This is a genomic window from Pseudonocardia wallangbongensis, from assembly GCF_054486945.1.
The window spans coordinates 1169539-1190086 of the sequence record NZ_JBRERS010000001.1; the positions used below are offsets into that span (position 1 = coordinate 1169539).

Consider the following 20548-nt stretch of genomic DNA (forward strand, 5'->3'; position numbering starts at 1 on the left):
CTCTCAGTAGATGACTCTGCGATCGACCAGGTCGGCGCACGCTTCGGGCGCCAGGCCGAGGACCTCGTTCAGCACGTAGCCGTTGGCGGACCCGAGCTCCGGTGGCGGACCGGCCGGCACCGGCCGGCGCCCGTCGAGGAGCCAGGCGAGGGCCGGGACCTGATGGGGTTGTCCGGAGAGCGCCGGAACCTCGGTGAAGAACCGGCGGGCGCGGAGGTGCTCGTCCCCCCGGAGCTCGTTCTGGCGCACGGTCTGCGCCGCGGGCACGCCCGCCCCCTGCAGCGAATCGACGACCTCGGCAGGGGTGCGCCGGGACGTCCATTCGGCGATCGCCTGGTCGATCCGGTCGTGCTCGGCAGCGCGCCCCCCGGCCGTCCGCAGCGGGTCCAGACCGGCGAGCTCGGTCAGGTCCATCACCCGGGTGAGGGCGCACCACTGCTCGTCGTCGTGCACGGTGAGGGCGACCCAGCCGTCCGGCGCGGACGTCGGGTAGCAGCCTTGCGGCGCGCGCGCCGGGTCGCGGTTGCCCCGCGGTTCCAGCAGCCTGCGCTCCAGCTCCCAGGCCAGGATCGCCTCGGGCATCGCGGCCAGGGTGGCCTCGGCGAGCGAGACGTCCACGTAGCACCCGGCGCCGGTCCGCTCCCGGTGCCAGAGTGCCGCGAGGACGAGTGTGGTCTCCAGGACCCCGAGCAGCGGGTCCGCCCACACACCGCCGGGGGACCGAGGCATCTCACCGGGGTACGACGACAGCTCGGCCCACCCGGTGAAGCACTGGATCAGCGTTCCGTAGGCGACCTGCGACGCATCCGGCCCCGTGCGTCCGAACGACGACGAGGACGCCACGATGATCCCCGGGTTCAGGGCCTTCAGCTCCGGATAGCCGAACCCGAGCCGTTCCATCACACCGGTCGAGAAGTTCTCGACGACGATGTCGCTCTTCGCCACCAGCTGCCGGACGAGACCCCGCCCCTCCTCCGTCTTGAGGTCGACGGTGAAGCTGCGCTTGCCGAGGTTGGCCGCCTCCCATGAGGGGTCGCGCGTCGAGAGGTCCGGTCGCGTCCGGGTCTCGATCTTGATCACGTCTGCGCCGAGCGCCGCGAGGTACTTCGTGCAGATCGGGCCGCTCAGCACCCAGCTGAAGTCCACGACCCGTACGCCCGCGAGCGGGCGGGCCGGATCGGGCGCCTCGCGGGGCGCCACGCGTTCCGGGGGCACGGCGGGCGCCGCCCCCGGCGTCCACCGGTACGGCCGGCCGGGTATCCGCATGCTCGAACCGCCGGGCAGCTCGCAGTCGACGAAGAAGCCGCGCGCCGCGAACTGGGGTGACTCCAGCAGCTCCGCCGCGGTGCCGAGGGGCAGTGACGGAACGCCGGCCTCCTGGGCCAGCCGGACGAGGTCGGCCTTGAGGTATGGGCGGGTCCGCTCGGCCATCAGCGGGTAGACCCATTCCCACTCGCGTTCCCGGTCCTTCCGGCTGGTCAACCGAGGATCCCCGGCCCACGGTCCGTCGATGAGCGCCGTCCAGCGCTCCCACTGCCGGTTCTCACGCGCCGACACCGCGACCCAGCCGTCCCGGCACGGCAGGAGCGCCACCACCGCGGTGCCCGGGGTGTCGGATACGGTCCGGCCCGCCGAGCCGCGCTCGACCGCGCTCACGTTGTACCGGGACTGGTTGTCCGCGGCGAGCGCTTCCTGCAGGGACAGGTCGAGGTGGCCCCCGACACCGGACCGCTGCGCGGACAGCAACCCGGCCAGGACGGCCGTCGCCACCACCTCGCCGGCGAGGAAGCCGGCCGCCCGGCTCGGCGCGTTCAGCGGCTGGTGGTCGAGGCTCGGCACGATGTGGGAGGGGAAGTTGTACGCCCACCCGGAGCCGTGGAACGAGGTGAACTCGTCCCCCTTCCAACCGGCCCGGGGCCCGTTCTGGCCGAACGGCGTGACGGAGGCGACGAGCAGCCGCGGCGCCGCGGCCCGCAGCTGATCCGGCCCGAGGCCCAGCTGCTGCAGGCGGCCGGGTGGCAGGTCCTCCACCAGGACGTCCGCGCCCGCGACGACGTCACCGAACTCCCGACGCCCCTCCGGCGACCCGAGATCGACGGGCTCGAGCTCCTTGGCCCGGTCCAGGTAGAGCCGCATCCCGTCGGGCCGGTCCTCCTCCGGGACCGGCACGAGCTTGACCACCGTCGCACCGAGGTCGCTCAGCAGCCGCCCGCAGTAGGACGCCGCGATCCCGCTCGCCAGTTCCATGACCCGTACACCGCTCAAGACATCGTCAGGCACTCGCGGTCCTCACAGTCCGTCCTCACAGTCCGTCTTCCCTCCGACTTCCGCTCCGACGCCATGGCGCTAGCCCTTGAGCCCGCCGCTGCTGGCACCGCGCATGAACTGGCGCTGCAGGAGCGTCATCACGACGAGGACGGGAACCGAGACCGCGACGCAGCTCGCCATCAGCGGGCCCCACTGCGTGTTGAGCTCGTTGCTGTAGGTGGCGATGCCCACCGGGAGCGTCTTGAGGTCGGCCGACGAGACGAACACCAGTGCGAACAGGTAGTTGTTCCAGGCCAGGATGAACGTGATGATCGCGGTCGACAGGATGCCCGGCAGGACCTGCGGCAGGAAGATGCGGGTGAACGTCAGCAGCCACGAGGCACCGTCGACCGCCGCGGCCTCCTCGAGCTCACGCGGCACCGCCTCGAACTGCGAACGAAGCAGCCACAACGCCAACGGCAGGGAGAATGTGACGTTCGCGAGGATCAACGCCATGTAGGTGTCGTTCAACCCCAGGCTGCTGATGACGAGGAACAGCGGAACCAGCATCAGCACCTGCGGGAACAGGTAGGCCAGCAGCATGCTGACGCTCACGACGCTGCGCCCGGGGTACTTGCACCGCACGAGGCTGTAGCTGGCGAGGGTGGCCAGCACCAGGACCACCCCGACGGTTGCGGCGGCCACCACGACGCTGTTGAGGAACCAGGTCCCGAAGTTCAGCCCGCGCAGCGCATCGAAGTTCTCGAGCGTGAAGTCCTCCGGCCAGAAGGTCGGCGGCTGGGCCAGCACCTCGCGCTCGGTCTTCACCGACGACACGAGCATCCAGTAGAGCGGGAATGCTATGAGCAGGACGATCGGCCAGATGAGGATCGTGTTCAGGTATTTCCGGGTACGACCGCCGTGCAGTTGCATCTTCAGCAATGCCATCGTGACCTCACCTGTCCCGATTGGGTTTGACGACCCAGAAGTAGAGGGCGAAGAACGCTGCGAGGATCACGAGAACGAGATCGGCGATGGCCGCGGCAACGCCCGGGCTCGCCCCGTTGAACAGCTCGGAGTAGATGAGGAACGGGAGCGTCTCGGTGCTCCGGGCCGGTCCACCGCCCGTCATCAGGGCGATGATGTCGAAGTCGTTGAAGTCCCAGATGAAGCGCAGGAAGACCGTCACGATCAGCACGCTCCGCAGCTGCGGCAACGTGATGTGCCAGAACGTCTGCCAGCGACTCGCGCCATCCACCCACGCGGCCTCGTACAGCTCCCGCGGGATGTTCTGCAGCCGGCCGAGCACCGCGATGAGCACGAACGGGAACAGCCGCCAGGACGCCACCAGGATCAAGCTGAACATCGCCCAGTTCGGCGTGCTCAGCCAGCCGATCGGTTCGTCGCTGATGCCCAGCGTGATGATCAGGTAGTTGAGCAGGCCGTTGGACTCGTCCATCATCCACCGCCACACCGTCGTGGCGGCGATGACGGGCACGAGGTAGGGGAACAGCACGATTCCCCGCGCCACGCTCCTCCCGAAGAACACGCGGTTCAGCAGGAGAGCCATGCCGATCCCGACCACGGTCTGGACGATCACGGTCGCCACCGCGAACTTCGTGTTGATCCACAGCGACGACACGAACTGGGCATCGCCGGTGAGGACGTCGACGAAGTTCTCGAGACCGACGAACGTCCGATCCAGGGTCAGCAGCCGGACGTCGAAGAAGCCCAGGCTGACGCCGAAGACGAGCGGGTAGGCGACGACCACGATCATCGTGATCACCGCCGGGAGGATCATGACGATTCCCAGCAGCGTGTTGCGGGTGCTCAACTTCAGGCGGCGCCTCGGCGCCGGCCCGGGCGGGATCCCCCGTGGGGGTGCTTCGTGGTCCAGCGAGGCGACCATCAGCGCACACCTCGCTCCATGACCTCCGAGATCTGACCCGCTGCACGTTTCACGGACGTCCGGGCGTCCTCGTTCTGGAGCAGAACGCTCTGGATCATGTCGGCGATGATGAAACCCGACGCCAGCTCTCCGCCCATCGGGTTCAGCTTGTGGTCGGCCGACTCCTTGACGAAGTCGTAGCCCTCCTCGAGCGACCGCTGGAGCGTATCCATGATCGCCGGATACTTCGCCCTGGCCGGATACTGCGTGTATTCCGGAAGCGTGTCGAACCCCTTCATGAGCGGCAGGTTGTGACCGGGTAGCAGGTTGAGCCAGTCGAGGTAGAACGAGTTGAACTCGAAGTCCGCGAGCCAGACCTCGGCGAGATCGCGACGCTTCGCCTCGGCCGGGACCACCGCCCCGGACACCGCGCCGTACCAGAACGGGTCGGCACCGGCCGCACGGGGAGCCATCGACGCGTCGAACTTCCCGGCGAGCTCCGGGGCCGTGTCCTCCACGGTCTGGACGATCCGACCCATGTAGTAGGTGGAGGCCGACTTGCCGGTGATGAAGTTGCTGACCATCTCGGCGAAGCTGAAGTTCCCGCCACCGGGCGGCGAGTACTGGACGAGCTCCCTCATGAACTCGAGCGCCTCGACCGTCTTCGGCGAGTCGAACACCACCTCGAGGTCGGGATCGACGATGTTGCCGCCGTTCTGCCGGAGCAGGCAGAAGAACCACTGGTTGGTCATCGAGTTGCGGCCGAAGGGCACCGAGGTGCCCCACTGGTCGATCCGGCCGTCGCCGTCGGTGTCGACCGTGAGTGCCTTCGCGAACGCGAGCAACTCGTCCCATGTGGTCGGCCCGCTCAGGCCGGCCTGCTGCGCGAGGTCCGTCCGGTACCAGAAGACGGTCGACGTGCCGATCATCGGGACGCCGTACAGCTCGCCCTTGTCGGTGAACGCATCCAGCCCGGCCTGCGTGAACTTGTCGCGCCCGATCCGGTCGACGATGTCCCCGACCGGCTGCAGCACACCCTCCGTCTGGAGCGTCAACGCGCGGGCCTGGCTGGTCCGCGGGATCAGGTCGGGAGGGTTGCGGGAGGCGAAGAGCGTCTGGAGCTTCTGGTAGAAGTCCTCACCGGTGCCGAGGTGCTCGCCGTTGACCCGCGTGTACTTCGCCTGGAACGCCTCGCTGACCTTCTTGTACCACGCGACCTCGATGTCCGACGTGTCCTCCGAGAGGTACTTGAACTCACCCTCCTGCAAGGACTGGCCGGCACCCGAGCCGCCGCCGCCCGGGCTGCACGCCAGGAGGGACGAACCGGCGGCGAGCCCGACGCCGCCGGCCGCGGCGAGGCGCAGGAAATCACGTCTGCTCGGCCGCCGCTCGGAAACGGACCGCCACATGGGATCAAACCGACTTGACAACATTGTCATTTGGTTCTCCTACCCAGAGAAATTGCCGACCGCCAATTCCGCGGCGAGCCGGCTGTCAGTTACTGCTCACCCAGCCTCGTGGGCCGCTCGATCGTGATCTCGGATCGCCGCATCCCGGCGAAACGTGTGGGACGGAAGGCGCGGAGGAGGTCGTGCTCCTGATCGGTGGTGATCTCGGTCGCGACCAGCCGCCCCAGGAGTGGTCCCAGCGTGATTCCGCTGTGCGTGACGAGGCAGTAGACCCGCGAGTCCGCCTCGGCATAACCGGCGATCGTCCGGCCATCCGCCGGCATGGACCGGATCGCGATGCGCAGGTCGATCTCGGGAACGCGACTCCGGTCGGCCAGCAGGGTGGAGAACCGGCGGCGGACGGTGCCACCGAGCTCGCCGTAAACGGATCGGGGATCCGTCGGGTCGACGCCGGTGTTCAGGTCGAGCGCCTGCACCACGGCCTGCCCACCGGCCGCGGGCCGCAGGTTGAGCAACGGGGTGTGGACGACGCAGCGCAGGTCGATCTCCGGAGAGCTCACGTACCCCAGCAGCCCGATGATCGGGGATCCGCGACCGACATCGGTCATCATCGGGACGTCGAGCCCAGCCCGCGCGGCGAGCGCATCCGTCCATCGGCCCGTGGCCAGTACGACCCGATCGCCCGTGTGGACCTCGCCACCGGCCAGGCGGACGGACACCCCGCGCGGCCCGTCGTCGATCGCCGCGACCTCGCCGATCAGGATCTTCGCTCCGTGCCGCTCGGCGTCGTCCACCAAGCTCTGCAGCAAGCGCTCCGGGAACACGTACCCTTCACCCGGGAAATGCGCGATCGCCGATGTCGAATCCGGGATCCGGATGTCTCCGGCGATCCGAGCCGCTTCCGCGGGCTCGACCCAACGCGCGGGATAGTCGAGGGACTGCAGCAGCTCCACATTGCCGGCCAGCCAGGACTCGCTCGCGGCGTCCGCACAATGCACACTCCCGCTGCGGAAGTACGACCGAGCGCCGCCCAGGTGCCGAGCCAGCGTGGCGTGTTCCTCCATCCCGGCAACGTTGAGCCGCTGGTAGTCCGGGTCGAGCTTGCGGTTCGCGTTCGTCCAGCCGAAGGTCGTCGAGGTCGTTCCGGTTCCCGCTCCCCACCGGTCCAGCAGGAGAACATCTTCGCCGGCCCCGGCGAGCGACCGCGCGACGCTGGCGCCGAGAATGCCGGCGCCGACCACGATGACCCGCATGCTCCACCTCTCCAGGGCACGACTGTTCAGATGGCAGAAAAGGGAACTTCCACGAAGAACTGCGCAGCTCCTGGGCGGACGACGGTGGCGACCACCTCGACACCGCTCCCGTCGTGGGCCCGCGACTCCCGGCGCCTCATCAAGGACGGCGTGCCGACCTCGCAGCCCAGGAGCTCGGCGTCGTACTCGCTCAGGCCCACCGGGTCGAGGTAGACCCGGACCGTGTCGATCGGCGTGCCCCTGCTGCGGTAGTACCGCATGGTGATGAGCTGCTCGAGATCCTCGTCGAGCAGGTCGGGAGCGGCCGAGAACAGGATGACGTGCCGTTCGACCGCGTGCTGGCGCTCCTGTGCGTCCAACTTGACGCGGACCAGCTCCACCACCGCGGTGTCGGCGGCGGCGCCGGGGAGCTGGAGCACCGCGTCGCCGGCCCGGACGACCCGTGCGGAGATGACATCGTGCCGGCCCGGCATCCCCTTCTGGGCGATCTCGGGCGCGGCGTAGCTCAGCAGGTTGATCTGCGGCGTGACGTGCGCGACGAAGGTGCCACGCCGCCGGCGGCGGACGGCCAGACCCGCGCCCGCCAGCTCGTTGAGAACGCGTTGGGCCGTGGCACGACTGACGCCGTACTGGCTGCTGAGGTCCTTCTCGGTGGGCAGCCGTGCGCCCGGAGCCAGGGCTCCTGTCTGGATCTTCTCTTCGATCCCCCGCCGGATCTGGAGGTAGAGCGGCAACGCTGCCATGTTTTGACCGTACAACTCGTGATTTGACCGGTCAAGTGAGTCAGGCGGGCTCGGACCTCACATCCCGGCGTCCCGGCGGCGGGCCCGGAAGGCTGCGGCCTTGACGCGGTTCTGGCACGCGGTCGAGCAGAACCGCTTGCCGCCGTTGCGCGACGCGTCCACGAACACCCGGTCGCACTCCGCCGCCGAGCAGACGCCGAACCGGTCGGCCCAAGCACTCCCCAGGACCATCGCGACCGCGGTGGCCATCGAGGCGGCCCAGCTGCGGGCCCAACCGGCGTCCGGGGCGTGGAAGTGCAGGTGCCACGGATCCTCGCCGTGGCGCGCCAGCACGGGCGCCGCGCGCGTGTCGGCGAGCAGCCGGTTCACGGCGGTGCACGCGGCATCCATGTCGCCCGCCTCGACGGCTCCGAACACGGCGTAGAGGCGCTCCGCGTAGCCGCGCAGCTCCGTCACGTCCGCATCGCCGGGAACGCGCTGCCGGCGCTGGTCCGCGAGCACCATGACCTGGGCGATCGCGTCCGGGGACGTCGTCGGCACGTACGGCTTCCCGCGACTCCACCCGGGCGTGAGCAGGTTGACCGCTCCGACCGCCGCCGAGACCACATCGCTTGTATGACTGTCGAAGTTCACTTGACCGGTCACACCCCTCCCCATATCGTCGTCACTGCTCAATACCCTATCGGCAGTGACGGGAGAGACGATGGATGCACCGGTGACCGACACTCTGGTCTCCTCGCAGGTCGCGGCGGAGTGGATCGCACGCTGGGACGCCCAGCAGGAGGGGTACATGGCCAGCCGCGAGGAGCGGTTCGCCGTGATGGCGGACGTGGTCGCGGCGGCGGTCGCCGGGGTCGCGAGGCCGACGATCGTCGACCTGGGGTGCGGGCCGGGTTCGTTGACGGCCCGCCTGAGCGAGCGGCTTCCCGCCGCCACGTTCATCGGCGTCGACGCCGACCCCCTGCTGCTGGGGCTGGCCGCCGCGCACTACGGCGCGATCGCGACCTGGTTCCGGGCCGACCTCACGACGTCGGCCTGGGTCGATGCAATGCCCGCGACGGTCGACGTGGCGGTGTCCACCACGGCGCTGCACTGGCTGCGCCCGGAACAGCTGGCCAAGCTCTACCGCACGCTCGCCGCCCGGACCCGGCCGGGAGGAGTCTTCGTCAACGGTGACCACCTCGCGCTCGCGGACGCCCGGCTGGATTCGCTCGGGGCCGCCGTCACCGCCGGCGATGTCGCCCGGGCCGGGGTCGACGGACGGGAGAACTGGAGTGACTGGTGGAGCGCCGCGCTGACCGACGAGCGCCTGGCCGCCCTCGCCACGTCGCGCGGCAACGAGGCCGCCACACCGGATTCGACCGGTGGTACCGACGGCCGGAAGCACCACAGCAACCGGCTCAGCGTGACCGAGCACATCGCACTCCTCCGGGAGGCCGGATACACCGCGGCCGCACCCCTCTGGCAGGTCGGCGACGACCAGGTCATCGCCGCCGTGCGCTGACACGGGGCACCGTCGGGCCGGCCGGGCGAAGCGCCACCGGAGGCGGCCTCCGCGGGCACTTCACACATCCAGCGTGGACTTCGCACAAGGCCCGCCTTGTGCGAAGTCGGTGCTGGGTGTGCGAAGTCGGCTTCACGCGTCCGCGAAGGTGAGCATCTCCTCGGCGAGCGCGCGGTGGGTGATGAGGTTGTTGATCAGCTTGCCGCGGATCGCGGTGCGCACCGCCCGCGCCTTGCGGGCGTCGAAGGTGACGCCGAACCGGGCGGGGATGCGTAGCAGCTCGGGCAGGCTGGGGGTCAGGGTCCGCCCGGTGAGGACGTTGGCGACGGGGGCTCCCGCGTCGTCGAGGTAGATCCCCGCGATCTCCGCGGTGACCCCGGCCTCGGTGAGGGCGCGGCGCTGGTCCTCGTCGATCGCGTCGTGGACGGTGGACAGGCCGGGCTCCCACGAACCGATGCCGAGCACAGCGACGCTGACGTCCGGGAGCAGGGCGAAGGCCTGCCGGACGTCGGGCTGCCGCCGCATCCCGGTGGTCGGCTCCGACCCGATGATCGGGGCGTAGAAGACGTGCGCCTCGCCGCCGCCCACCTCGGTCAGCGCCCGGATCGTCTGGATGATGTCGCGGGCGTCCGGCCTCGAGACCGCACCGGTGAGCTGGACGACGGGGCAGGCCGGGAAGGCGGTGACGTCGTCCCCCATCGCCAGCAGCGGGCGGGCCGAGGCGAGCCCCAGCACGTCGTCCTTGGTCAGGATCTCGCCGAGCACCTCCAGCGCGGCCTGCCCGAGCCGCCGCAGCAGCGCGCGGGGCGACTCTTCGATGTCCTCGAGGACGACGACCCGGTCCAGCGAGAACGTCCGGCGCAGCTCCTCGCTCAGCGCCCCGTCCGACTCGCCCGGCAGGCCGACCTGGATGCGGACGATGCCGGTCTCGAGCGCCGCGGTGAGCAGGCGCGCAACCTTGAATCGGCTGATGCCGAGGGTGTCGGCGATCTCCTGCTTGGACTGCGACCGGAGGTAGTAGCGGCGGGCGACGTTCGCCATGAGCACGGCGTCGCGCATGGGCACGGCGTCCATGGGTCAGCCTCCTCCACCGCTCCGCCGACAGCGCGCAGCCTGCCCGTGCACGTTCGAGCGCGCAAGATGCGCTCGTTTGAGCGGATTCGCTTCTCGCCTTGACTGACCAGGTCGCAGCGATTTCACTGCAGCAGAGTATCCGGATCATGATGCTCGTTCGAGCACGAACTGGCGACGCTCGACGAGGCCCGAGGAGGAGACATGACCGACCTGCCCCGTGAGCTGACCCGCAGGCGCATGCTCCAGCTCGGGATGGGCCTCGCCGGGGCGCTCACCGTGTCGGGCTGTGCCGCGGGCGGGGCCGGCAGCGCTCCCGCCGACGCGCCGACGCTGGGTGGTGACGTCGAGGGCTTCCTGAGGGACGCGGGCGCGAAGCTGGGCGGCGGGAGCATCAGCGTGCTCGCCTACGCGGCGCCGCAGGCCGAGGCGATCCACGCGCTCGCGGGGCAGTTCACCGAGCTGACCGGCATCACCGTCGACTGGACGGGGCTCGACGAGCAGTCCGCGGCCAACAAGGCCGCGGTCGCGCTCGGGTCCGGCTCCGGCGGCTACGACGTGGTGCAGACGACGTCGGGCCTCGTGCCGACCTACGTCGAGCGCTCGTGGCTGGCGTCGCTGACGGACCTGCGGGCGTCCGCACCCACCGCGATGCCCACGTGGGACCCGGCCGCCTACGGGAAGGGCACCACCGACCTGCTCTCCGTGGGCGGCGCGCTGTACGCGGCACCGTCCTTCCTCGGGACGCAGATCTTCTACTACCGCACCGACGTGTTCGAGGCGAAGGGCATCAGCGGGCCGCCGAGCACCTTCACCGAGCTGCGCGACGTCTGCGCGCGGATCCACGACGGCACGACGGCCGCGATCGCGCTGCGCAGCGCCCCGAGCACGTCCCAGCTGATGTTCGTCTGGTCGGCCTGGCTCTACGCGTTCGGTGGCTCCTACTACTCGCGCTACGAGAACGGGGCCTACAGCGGCGTCGCGCTGCAGAGCGACGCCGCGGTCACCGCGCTCGACCTGTACTCCCAGCTGCTGCGCGAGTACGCCCCGAGCGGTGCGACGAACTGGAGCGTCGAGGACGTCACGCGCGCGTTCACCGCGGGCCAGGTCGCCATCGTCCAGGAGGGCGCCGTGTTCGGGGGCACCTACAACGACCCCGCGGCGTCGCAGGCAGCGGGCAAGGTCGGAACCTTCGTCATCCCCGCCGACCGGGGTGGCCAGTACGTCCCGTACAACGCGCACGGCTGGGGGGTCGCGCAGAACAGCGCGAAGAAGGACGCCGCGTGGCTGTTCGCGCAGTGGGCGACGCTGGAGCGCACCCTCACGGCCGCCGCGACCGGCGACGTCGCGTTCTCGACGCCCCCGCTGGCGGCGGTCTACCAGTCGCCGGAGTACCAGCAGAAGTACGGCTTCGACAACTTCGTCCCGTCGGTCACGGCGACCATCGACCTCGCCAACAACGGCGGGATCAGCCCGCTGTCGGGCGACCCCAACTACCTGCCCGCCACGCCGGACTGGAACACCGTCGGGCAGCGGATCAGCGAGGAGCTGAGCAGGGCGGTCACCGGCCAGATCAGCGCCGAGGCCGCGATCGCCGCGGCCACCGCCGCGATGGGCACCGCGTGACGGCACCCGCGCCGGCCCGCGCCACGCCCGAGGCGGCATGCCCCGAGCCCTCGCCGCAGGCGCGCTACGGGCCGCGCTGGCAGCGCGCGTTCCTGACGCCGCTCGTCGCCGTGCTCGCGCTCACGACGGTCGTCCCGCTGCTGTACACCGTCGTGCTCTCGCTGGGCACGCCGGCGGGCGAGCTCGGGCTGTCCACGCCGCAGGGCCTGGGCAACTACGCGGCGGTGTTCTCCTCCGGCGCGTTCTGGCAGTCGATCGGCCTGATCGTCGTGTTCCTGGTGGGCGCGCTCGCGTTGGAGCTGGTGCTCGGGATCTTCACGGCGATGCTGCTGGACCGGCTGGTCCCGGGCGGGTCGCTGGTGCGGATGCTGCTGCTGTGGCCCGCCGTGCTCCCGCCGATCGCCGTCGCGCTGGTCTTCAAGTTCCTGCTGCAGGGCGACATCGGGCTCGTGTCCTACTACCTGGGACTCGTGGGGATCGAGCAGGCGTGGCTGACGAGCGCCGCGTCCGCGATGGCCGTGATCATCGGGATCGACGTGTGGCAGTACACGCCGTTCGTCATCCTGCTCACGCTGGCCGCCCTCACCGCGGTGCCGGACGACGTGCGCGAGGCGGCCGCGCTGGACGGGGCCGGTCCGATCGCCGTGGCCCGCCGGATCGTCCTCCCGATGATCACTCCGGCGATCCTCTCGGTGGCCCTGCTGCGGTTCATCGACGCGATCCAGGTCTTCCCCACGATCTACGCCCTGACCCGCGGCGGCCCGGGCACGAGCACCCAGCTGCTCACCTACTACAACTACCAGCTGTTCTTCGGGGAGCTGCAGTTCGGCACGGGCGCGGCCGTCGCCGTGGTCGTGGTGGTCTTCACCGTCGCCTGCGTCGGGCTCCTGCTCGCCTGGCAACGACGGGTGGAGGCCCGGCTGTGAGGGCCGTCCGCCGGCGCTCGGCCGCGGTGGGGCTGGCCCACGCCTACCTCGTCCTGCTGTTCGCGTTCTTCGTCGTCCCGATCCTCTACGCGGTCCTGACGGCCTTCCAGCCCCGCATCGTCACCGCGCGGCCCACGCCGCAGTGGATCTTCGTCCCGACGCTGGACAACTTCCGGTCGCTGTTCGTGGAGTACTCGTTCCTCGGGCCGCTGCTCAACAGCGTGCAGACCAGCATCGGGTCCTCGCTGCTCGCGCTCGTCATCGCGCTGCCCGCGGCCTACGCGCTGAGCCGCGCGCGGTCCTCGTCGGCGGGCGTCGTCGGGTTCTGGCTGCTGTTCGCCCGCGCGCTGCCGGCCATCGGGCTGAGCATCCCCGCCTACGCGATCTTCAACGGGCTCGGCCTCAACGACACCCTGCTCGCCCTGCTGATCGTCTACCTGCCCTACAACGTCGCGCTGGCGACGATCCTGCTCAAGGTCTTCCTGGACGGCGTCCCGATGGAGATCGACGAGGCGGCCGCCATCGACGGTGCGGGCCCGCTGCGGACGCTGCTCACGGTGATCCTCCCGGTGGCCCGGCCCGGCGTCGCCTCCGTGACGATCATGACCTTCCTGTTCGCCTGGAACAACTTCCTGTTCCCGCTCGTGCTGACGGGCAGCCGGGCCGGGACGATCCCGCTCGCGCTCCAGCAGTTCCTCGGCAGCTACACGCTGCAGTGGAACCAGGTGATGGCCGGCGTCGTGCTGCTGTCGCTCCCGCTGATCCTGCTGGCAGTGACGTTCGGCAAGTACATGGTCGGCGGCCTGTCCGCCGGAAGCGTCAAATGATCATGACCGACGACGGAAAGACCTCCTCCCCGTGAACCGACCGAACATCCTCGTCATCTGCACCGACCAGCACCGCTACGACGCGATCTCCACCCACCCGGGCAGCGCGGCGATCACCCCGCACCTGCAGGAGCTGGCGGACTCGGGCGCCGTCTTCGACGGCTGCTACGCCCCCAGCCCCGTCTGCTCGCCGACGCGCGCGTCGATGCTCACCGGCCGGTACCCGCGCAGCCACGGCCTGTGGGCCAACGGCGTGACGCTGCCGGACGACGAGCACATGGTGTCGCGGGAGCTCGCCGACGCGGGCTACCGGTGCGGCCTCGTCGGGAAGATGCACCTCGCACCCGCCTTCCAGGGCCGGACCGAGCAGCGGCTGAAGGACGGGTTCGAGGTGTTCCGCTGGGCCCACGACCCGTTCCACGGCTCGCCCGAGAACGCCTACCACCAGTGGCTGAAGCGGCGGCACCCCGAGCTGTGGGCACGGGCGTCCGGCGACGTGGTGACGCCGGAGAAGACCGACTTCGTCCACGCCGACACCGCGTTCGACGCCATGCCGACCGAGGCGCACTACTCGACGTGGGTCACCGAGGAGGTGCAGGAGTTCCTGCAGACGACCTCCGACGACCAGCCGTTCTTCCTGCTGGCCAACTTCTTCGACCCGCACCACCCGTTCGTCGCGCCGCAGGAGTACCTGGACCGGTACCCGCCCGGCTCGGTGCCGCCGCCCGTCGGTGGGCCCGACGAGCTGGCGGGCAAGCCGGACTTCCAGACCGAGGCCTCGTGCTGCAGCTACGCCGGGCACGGGCCGTCGTTCACCGACTTCGACGCCGACGGCATCGACCGGATCCGCCGGACCTACTACGCGATGGTGACGCTCGTCGACGACTGCGTCGGGCGGATCATGCAGGCGCTGCGGGACCGGGGGCGCGCCGAGGACACCCTCGTGATCTTCACCAGCGACCACGGGGAGATGCTCGGCGACCACGCCATGCTCCTCAAGGGCCCGATGATGTACGAGGGCGCCGTCCACGTTCCCATGATCGTCTCCTGGCCGGGGCGCGTCCCCGCGGCGGAGCGCGTCGACGGCTTCGTCGGGGTGCACGACATCGCGCGGACCGTGCGCACCGCCGCCGGGCTCCCGCAGACGGCGCTCGACCAGGGGACGGACCTGGTCGGTGTCGCCCGCGGGGAGCAGCCGGCACGGGAGTACGCCCTGTCCGAGTACCGCGACTCCGGGTACGGCTACGACCCCGAGGTCCTCACGACGATGCTGCGTGCCGGCGACCACAAGCTCGTCCTCTGGCACGGGGAGCCCGCGACGGCCCGCCCGGCCACCGGAGAGCTGTACGACCTCGCGGCCGACCCGGACGAACTGCACAACCTGTGGGACGACCCGGCGCACGCCCCGGTGCAGGCACGCATGCTCACCACGCTGGTGGACGTCGGAGTCGCGCTGGAAGATCGGTCCGCGGTCCGGACCCATCCCTGGTAGCGGGCCGGGCGAACGTCGACGAGGAGGAGCCGGGCAGATTGGGCGGGCGCCGTCGGATCATGAAGTCGCGCGAACGAGGTAAGTTCCAGTCGCCTCGCTCGCCCGACGCAGCTCCCCGAGGAGGACGCGGTGACCACCGACGACGACGTCCGCACCTATGCCATGACGACCGGCTGGCCGAGGGTCCATGAATGGGTCCTCGCCGCGTTCGCCAAGGGCTGGGACACCCCCGATCCGCGTGCGTGGGACACGCTCATGTCGGAGAACATCGAACTCAACCAACCGCTGACGCAGCCCGGCACGACCCGACGGACGTGGCACGACGAGGCACAACGCATCGTGACGCTGCTTCCCGACATCCGCGGCGACGTGGTGAGCTGGGCGGGCCACGAGGACGTCATGTTCATCGAGCTCCGGCTCAGCGCGACGCTCGGTGGGAAACCCCTGGAGTTCCGTGCGGTCGACAAGCTGTGGCTCACGCCGACCGGCACGGTCCTCCGCCGGGACTCCTTCTTCGACTCGGGTCCGCTGATCCAGGCGGTGGTGTGCCGGCCGTCCGCCTGGCTGCCGTGGTGGCGGTCCGGGCTCGGGCCGTTCCTCGGAAGGCGCAGGCTCCTGCGTCGTTGATCGTGTGCCGGTCGGACTGGCGCGCGGTCAGAGCTCCCGTCCCCTGGCGCGCTGCTGGCGCCCGGGGACGCCGTACGGGTAGTCGCCGACGACCGGGTCGCTGGCCTCGTCCAGCACCTGGGTCTCCTCGTCGGACAGGTGTAGACCGGCCGCGGCCAGGTTGTCGTCGAGCTGCCCGACCGTGCGGGCACCGAGGATCACCGAGGTGACCGCCGGCCGGTCCGCGGTCCAGGCCAGCGCGACCTGCGCCATCGACACCCCGCGCGACTCGGCGATCTTGCCGACCGCGTCGATGACCTGCCACGTCCGCTCCCGGGAGTTGCGCCGGGCGTAGGCCTCCATGCCCCGCTCGGGGTCGTCGCCGAGCCGGCTGTTACCCGTCGGGGCCTCGTCGCGGCGGTACTTGCCGGTCAGCCAGCCCCCGGCGAGCGGCGACCACGGCAGGATGCCGATGCTCTCGTTCTCGCAGACGTCCGTGAGCTCCAGCTCGATCTCGCGGACCAGGAGGTTGTACTGCGGCTGGAGCGTGGCGATCGGGGCCAGGCCGAGGAAGTCGGTGAGCATCGCGGCCTTCTGCAGCTGCCAGCCCAGGAAGTTGCTGACCCCGGCGTACCGGATCTTGCCGGCGCGCACGGCGTCGTCGAAGAACCGGAGCGTCTCCTCCAGCGGCGTCAACGCATCCCATGCGTGCGCCTGGTAGAGGTCGACGGAGTCGACCTGGAGCCGCCGGAGGCTCGCCTCCAGGGCGCGGGTCAGCCCCACCCGGCTCAGCCCGACGTCGTTGGGCCCCTCCCCCATCGCGAAGCGGCCCTTCGTCGCGATGACCACCTGGTCACGGGCGCCCGCCCGCTCCTTCAACCAGCGTCCGACGATCTCCTCGGAGACGCCGCGGGAGTAGACGTTGGCGGTGTCGACGAAGTTGCCGCCCCGTTCCACGAACCGGTCCAGCTGCGCGTGCGACACCTCCTCCGTGCTCTCCTTGCCGAACGTCATGGTGCCCAGGCACAGGGACGACACGATCGTTCCGGTGCCGCCGAGCGTGCGATATTCCATTCCGCTGTCCTCCACGGGGGCCGCCGCTGGGGGTCGCGACCCACCCCGCACATCCTGTCGCCCGAGCCGTCCGGTGGCGGGTGATCTCGGCCACCGACCGGAGACGGCCGCGTCGGTCAGTGGTGGTCGGGCCGGGCCAGGTCGTGGGCCCAGAACACGAGCCGCCTCCCGAGCCCGATGATGACGAAGTGCAGGCACAGCCCGATCGCCGACAGCATCACGAGGACGGCGAAGGTCCGGGACACGTCGAGGGTGTAGTTGGTGGCCTGGATGATGTAGCCGAGCCCGGCGGTGGACCCGACGAACTCCGCGACGACGGACCCGGTCACCGCGAAGACCGCGGCGACGTCGAGCCCGGCGACGATGTTCGGCAGCGCGCTGGGGAACTGCAGGCGGCGGAAGATCTGTCCCCGACTCGCGCCGAAGGCGCGGAACATCGCGATCTGGTCCGGGTCCGTCGAGCGCAGGCCCTGGATGGCGTTGATCAGCAGTGGGAAGAAGGCCAGCAGGGCGGTGGTGACCACCTTGGACGTCATCCCGGTGCCGAACCAGATCAGCAGGACCGGCGCGATCGCTACCTTCGGGATCGTCTGCGTGGCGACCACCAGCGGGAACGCGGCCTTGTCGACCAGCCGGGACTGGGTGACGAGGAACGCGACCGTCAGCGCCGCCACCACGGCGGCGGCGAAGCCGAGCAGGATCTCCTGCAGCGTGACCCACGCGTGCGTGATCAGCGTGCCGTCCGCGAGCCCGGCCGCGAGGGACACCACGACCGCCGACGGCGGGGGCACGATGAGGGGGGAGACGTCGAAGACGACGACCGCAGCCTCCCAGGCGAGCAGCACCAGGATCGCCAGCCCGGCGGCGAGCACCCAGCCGGGCCGGTCGACCAGGCGGCGGGGCGCCGGCGGGCCGGGAGCGGTGACGGTCGGCGGGACCGGGACATCGGACGTCGTCGTCATGGGGTCTCCCGTTCAGTGCGCGCTGTGTTCGGAGTCGAGCAGCCGGCGGATCCGGCTCACGTACGTCCCGAACTCGGGGGTGTTGATCGTGGAGAGCTCCCGCGGCCGGGGCAGGTCGACGTCGATGATCTCGGCGATCCGGCCCGGCCGGGGGGTCATGACGACCACCCGGTCGGACAGCAGCACCGATTCCGGGACGCTGTGCGTGACGAACAGGACCGTCTTGCGGTCCCGTTCCCAGATCTCGAGCAGGTCCATGCCGAGCTGGTCACGGGTCAGCGCGTCGAGGGCGCCGAACGGCTCGTCCATCATCAGGATCTGCGGGTCGTGCACCAGCGCCCGGCCGATCCCGACCCGTTGCTGCATGCCACCCGACAGCTCGTTCGGGTACTTGTCGGCGAAGTCCTGCAACCCGAGCTTGAGCAGCATCGCGTCGGCGACGGCGTCCGATCCACCGGGCGGCGTGCCGTTGAGGTCGTGCGAGAGCAGCAGGTTCTGGCGGACGGTGCGCCACGGCAGCAGCAGCGCCTGCTGGAAGACCATCCCGAGCCGGTGCCGCCCCTCGGTCAGCTCCCCACCGAACGTGACGGCCCCGGCGGTGGGGAGCGTCTGACCCAGGACGATCTTGAGCAAGGTGCTCTTGCCGCAACCGCTGGGCCCCACGATGGACACGAACTCGCCCTGCGGGATGGCGAGGTCGATGGCGTCGAGCGCGACGACCTGGTCGCCCCGTTTGGTGTGGTAGCTCTTGTGCACGCCGCTCAGGGCAACGGCGTCGGTCGTCACCAGGGACATCTGCACTCCTCCGTGCGGGCTGTCGCGGGGTCAGGCGCTGCCGGGTTCGGCAGCGGACCTCGGTTCCGGAAGTGGCCACGACCCACCCATCAGGTCCGTCAGCCGGTAGGCGGCGGCGGTGAGCATCTCCACCTCGCGGGCGGCGCGCCCGGGGGCCAGCACGGTGGTCGTGCCGACCAGCGCGATGGTGGCGCAGATGCCCTGGGCCCCGAAGACCGGCGCGGCGAGGATGGCCACCCCGGCCGGCGTCGCGGCATACCCGGTCCCGGAGACGCGGACCTGTTCGACCCGCTCGCCCAGGTCGTCGCGCTGGGCTCCGGGCACGCTTCCGAGCAGGCGTTCGACGGCGAACCGGTCGGGGAGGAACGCCAGGAACACCTGCGTCTGGGCCGCGTCGCCGGCGAGTTGCTGCCCGACCCGGACCGTGACCGCCGCTCCCCAGTTCATGTGCTGCTCCACGTGGACGACCACCGGGCCGCTCGCCCCCCAGAGGGCCACGGCGACCGTGAGCTGCGCGTCGGCCGACAGCTCGCGCATCACCGGTGGCGCGATCTCGGTCAGCTGCTGCTTGCCGAGCGCGAACGCCCCCAGCTGGTACAGCAGCCGTGACGGTTGGAACGACGCCTGCTGGTCCGGGCACCGCTCCAGGAGACCGGCCGCGGTCAGCGACATGAAGTAGCGGTTGGTCGTGGTCCGGTTGAGGCCGAGCAGCGTGGCGCCCTGGACGACCGTGAGCGTCGGCCGCGCCGGCCCGAACAGCGCGAGGATCTGCGCGGTCCGCGACACCGCCTGGATGTCACCGCTCGGCCGAGCGGCGGCGTCGGTGAACGGCACTGTCTCGCCACTCATGCGGACTCCCGAGATCGTATTGCGAACGTGAGGTTGCGAAGGTATCCGGCAACGCCGCGACCCAGCAAGGGCAGCGGACCCTTGACTTGTCTCATCGCGAACATATAGTTCGCCATGCGGACGTCGCTGCCGCGACCCCGCCCCCGGACTCCTCCCATGAAGGCAGGCTTCCCATGTTCAGCAGCACCGTGCCGCGCCGCCTCGGCGCCGTCATCGCCGCTGCCGCCGCGCTCGTCGGCGTCGCAGCATGCGGCGCCGACGAGTCCGGCTCCCCCGCGGGCACGCTCGACGTCATCGTCACCGCGCAGTCGTGGAGCGCGGACACGGGGATGATCACCGTCGCCGACCGGCTCGGATTCCTGCAGCAGGAGGGCGTCTCGGCGAACTTCAGCACCGTGAAGTCCGGCACCGAGGCCGTCCAGCAGCTCATCGGGGGCAATGCCGACGTCGTGGTCGCCACCCCGGAACCGGTCATGATCGCGGCCCAGCAGGGGGCCGACATGAAGTACTTCCAGCCCTTCTTCGGGCGCTTCATCTACGGTCTGGCCGCCCTGGACGGCTCCGGCATCACCACGGTCGCCGACCTGCGGGGCAAGCGGATCGGCGTCAGCAACGCCGCCAGCACCGGCGCGACGACCCTGCGCACCGCGCTCCGGACGGTCGGACTCACCGAGAAGGACGTCACCCTCGTCCCGATCGGCCTCGGGGCCCAGCAGATCACCGCCGTCCGGGGCGGCGACGTCGACGCGCTGGCGCTCTGGGACACCCAGTACACGGGCCTGCGCTCCCAGGGCGTGTCGCTGACCGAGCTCCCCGTCGCCGGCCTGGACAGGCTGTTCGGCGGGGGCTTCCTGGCCTCGGGCTCGGCGCTCGCCGACGACCCCCAGACCTTCGAGCGCTTCGGGCGCGCCGTGGCCAAGACCCTGGCCTGGGCGCGACTGCACCCCGAGGAGGCGCTCCAGGTGCTCTGGGAGGCACTGCCGGAGACCCGTCCCGCCCCCGGTGGCGACCAGCAGCAGGTGGTGGCCGACCAGGTCGAGTACCTGCAGACCCGGCTCGGCGCGCTCATCCCCGACCCCGGTAGCAGCTCCTGGACCAGGATCTCGCCGGAGTCGGTGAGCGCGTTCGCCGACTGGGCCGCCGAGTCGGGGCTGATCACCGAGAAGCCGGCCGTCGAGGACGTCCTCGATCCCGGCCGCGGCGCGGCCATCGGCGACTTCGTCCCGGCGGAGCTGAAGCCGGCCGTCGGCCCCTGATCACGTCCCGCCCGTGCGGC

General features: G+C 70.5%; 19 protein-coding genes. 7 read left to right on the plus strand and 12 right to left on the minus strand.

Annotation, left to right across the window (positions count from 1 at the left end):
* Window positions 1-3: 3 nt before the first annotated feature.
* The 7 genes from ACU436_RS05510 to ACU436_RS05540 form a co-directional block, all read right to left on the minus strand.
* Window positions 4-2280, minus strand: coding sequence for a CaiB/BaiF CoA transferase family protein (locus tag ACU436_RS05510; protein WP_459022246.1), 2277 nt, complete (start codon window positions 2278-2280; stop codon window positions 4-6).
* A gap of 66 nt (window positions 2281-2346) precedes the next feature.
* Window positions 2347-3195, minus strand: a complete 849-nt coding sequence (locus ACU436_RS05515; protein ID WP_459022248.1) for a carbohydrate ABC transporter permease — start codon at window positions 3193-3195, stop codon at window positions 2347-2349.
* A gap of 7 nt (window positions 3196-3202) precedes the next feature.
* Window positions 3203-4156: a carbohydrate ABC transporter permease gene (locus tag ACU436_RS05520; protein ID WP_459022250.1), complete on the minus strand. Its 954-nt coding sequence runs from the start codon at window positions 4154-4156 to the stop codon at window positions 3203-3205.
* Window positions 4156-5544: an ABC transporter substrate-binding protein gene (locus ACU436_RS05525; RefSeq protein WP_459022252.1), complete on the minus strand. Its 1389-nt coding sequence runs from the start codon at window positions 5542-5544 to the stop codon at window positions 4156-4158. The genes ACU436_RS05520 and ACU436_RS05525 overlap by 1 nt, the downstream gene beginning before the upstream one ends.
* Window positions 5545-5633: 89 nt before the next feature.
* Window positions 5634-6785, minus strand: a complete 1152-nt coding sequence (locus ACU436_RS05530; RefSeq protein WP_459022254.1) for an NAD(P)/FAD-dependent oxidoreductase — start codon at window positions 6783-6785, stop codon at window positions 5634-5636.
* 38 nt (window positions 6786-6823) lie between these two features.
* Complete coding sequence (locus ACU436_RS05535; protein WP_459022256.1) at window positions 6824-7540, minus strand: GntR family transcriptional regulator; 717 nt, start codon at window positions 7538-7540, stop codon at window positions 6824-6826.
* Between the two features lie 57 nt (window positions 7541-7597).
* Window positions 7598-8185: a CGNR zinc finger domain-containing protein gene (locus ACU436_RS05540; RefSeq protein ID WP_459022258.1), complete on the minus strand. Its 588-nt coding sequence runs from the start codon at window positions 8183-8185 to the stop codon at window positions 7598-7600.
* Between the two features lie 70 nt (window positions 8186-8255).
* Between ACU436_RS05540 and ACU436_RS05545 the strand changes: the two genes are divergently transcribed.
* Entirely contained in the window at window positions 8256-9044 is a 789-nt protein-coding gene (locus tag ACU436_RS05545; protein ID WP_459022261.1) for a class I SAM-dependent methyltransferase, read from the plus strand.
* A 132-nt stretch (window positions 9045-9176) separates the two neighbouring features.
* Here ACU436_RS05545 and ACU436_RS05550 read toward each other — a convergent pair whose 3' ends face one another.
* Window positions 9177-10118 carry a sugar-binding transcriptional regulator gene (locus ACU436_RS05550; protein WP_459022263.1) on the minus strand — a complete coding sequence of 314 codons (942 nt, stop codon included), beginning with the start codon at window positions 10116-10118 and terminating at the stop codon, window positions 9177-9179.
* 201 nt (window positions 10119-10319) lie between these two features.
* On the opposite strand from ACU436_RS05550, the gene ACU436_RS05555 reads away from it, so the two are divergent.
* The 5 genes from ACU436_RS05555 (at window position 10320) to ACU436_RS05575 (ending at window position 15613) form a co-directional block, all read left to right on the plus strand.
* Window positions 10320-11741 (plus strand): extracellular solute-binding protein, encoded by a 1422-nt coding sequence (locus tag ACU436_RS05555; RefSeq protein ID WP_459022264.1) that lies wholly within the window; start codon window positions 10320-10322, stop codon window positions 11739-11741.
* Window positions 11738-12667: a carbohydrate ABC transporter permease gene (locus tag ACU436_RS05560; RefSeq protein WP_459022266.1), complete on the plus strand. Its 930-nt coding sequence runs from the start codon at window positions 11738-11740 to the stop codon at window positions 12665-12667. The genes ACU436_RS05555 and ACU436_RS05560 overlap by 4 nt, the downstream gene beginning before the upstream one ends.
* Window positions 12664-13494: a carbohydrate ABC transporter permease gene (locus ACU436_RS05565; RefSeq protein ID WP_459022267.1), complete on the plus strand. Its 831-nt coding sequence runs from the start codon at window positions 12664-12666 to the stop codon at window positions 13492-13494. Before ACU436_RS05560 ends, ACU436_RS05565 begins: the two co-directional genes overlap by 4 nt.
* Before the next feature lie 31 nt (window positions 13495-13525).
* The gene (locus tag ACU436_RS05570) at window positions 13526-14986 is read left to right on the plus strand and encodes a sulfatase family protein (protein ID WP_459022269.1); all 1461 of its coding nucleotides are present in this window, start codon (window positions 13526-13528) and stop codon (window positions 14984-14986) included.
* 129 nt (window positions 14987-15115) lie between these two features.
* Window positions 15116-15613, plus strand: coding sequence for a nuclear transport factor 2 family protein (locus ACU436_RS05575; protein ID WP_459022270.1), 498 nt, complete (start codon window positions 15116-15118; stop codon window positions 15611-15613).
* A 27-nt stretch (window positions 15614-15640) separates the two neighbouring features.
* Here the strand turns inward: ACU436_RS05575 and ACU436_RS05580 are convergent, their stop codons facing one another.
* The 4 genes from ACU436_RS05580 to ACU436_RS05595 all read right to left on the minus strand — a co-directional run bounded on the left by ACU436_RS05580 (window position 15641) and on the right by ACU436_RS05595 (window position 19272).
* Window positions 15641-16666 (minus strand): aldo/keto reductase, encoded by a 1026-nt coding sequence (locus ACU436_RS05580; protein ID WP_459022272.1) that lies wholly within the window; start codon window positions 16664-16666, stop codon window positions 15641-15643.
* A gap of 116 nt (window positions 16667-16782) precedes the next feature.
* Window positions 16783-17628 (minus strand): ABC transporter permease, encoded by an 846-nt coding sequence (locus ACU436_RS05585; protein WP_459022274.1) that lies wholly within the window; start codon window positions 17626-17628, stop codon window positions 16783-16785.
* 12 nt (window positions 17629-17640) lie between these two features.
* Window positions 17641-18423 carry an ABC transporter ATP-binding protein gene (locus ACU436_RS05590; protein ID WP_459022276.1) on the minus strand — a complete coding sequence of 261 codons (783 nt, stop codon included), beginning with the start codon at window positions 18421-18423 and terminating at the stop codon, window positions 17641-17643.
* A 30-nt stretch (window positions 18424-18453) separates the two neighbouring features.
* Window positions 18454-19272 (minus strand): IclR family transcriptional regulator, encoded by an 819-nt coding sequence (locus ACU436_RS05595; protein ID WP_459022278.1) that lies wholly within the window; start codon window positions 19270-19272, stop codon window positions 18454-18456.
* A gap of 173 nt (window positions 19273-19445) precedes the next feature.
* On the opposite strand from ACU436_RS05595, the gene ACU436_RS05600 reads away from it, so the two are divergent.
* Window positions 19446-20528: an ABC transporter substrate-binding protein gene (locus ACU436_RS05600; RefSeq protein WP_459022279.1), complete on the plus strand. Its 1083-nt coding sequence runs from the start codon at window positions 19446-19448 to the stop codon at window positions 20526-20528.
* Window positions 20529-20548: the final 20 nt, after the last annotated feature.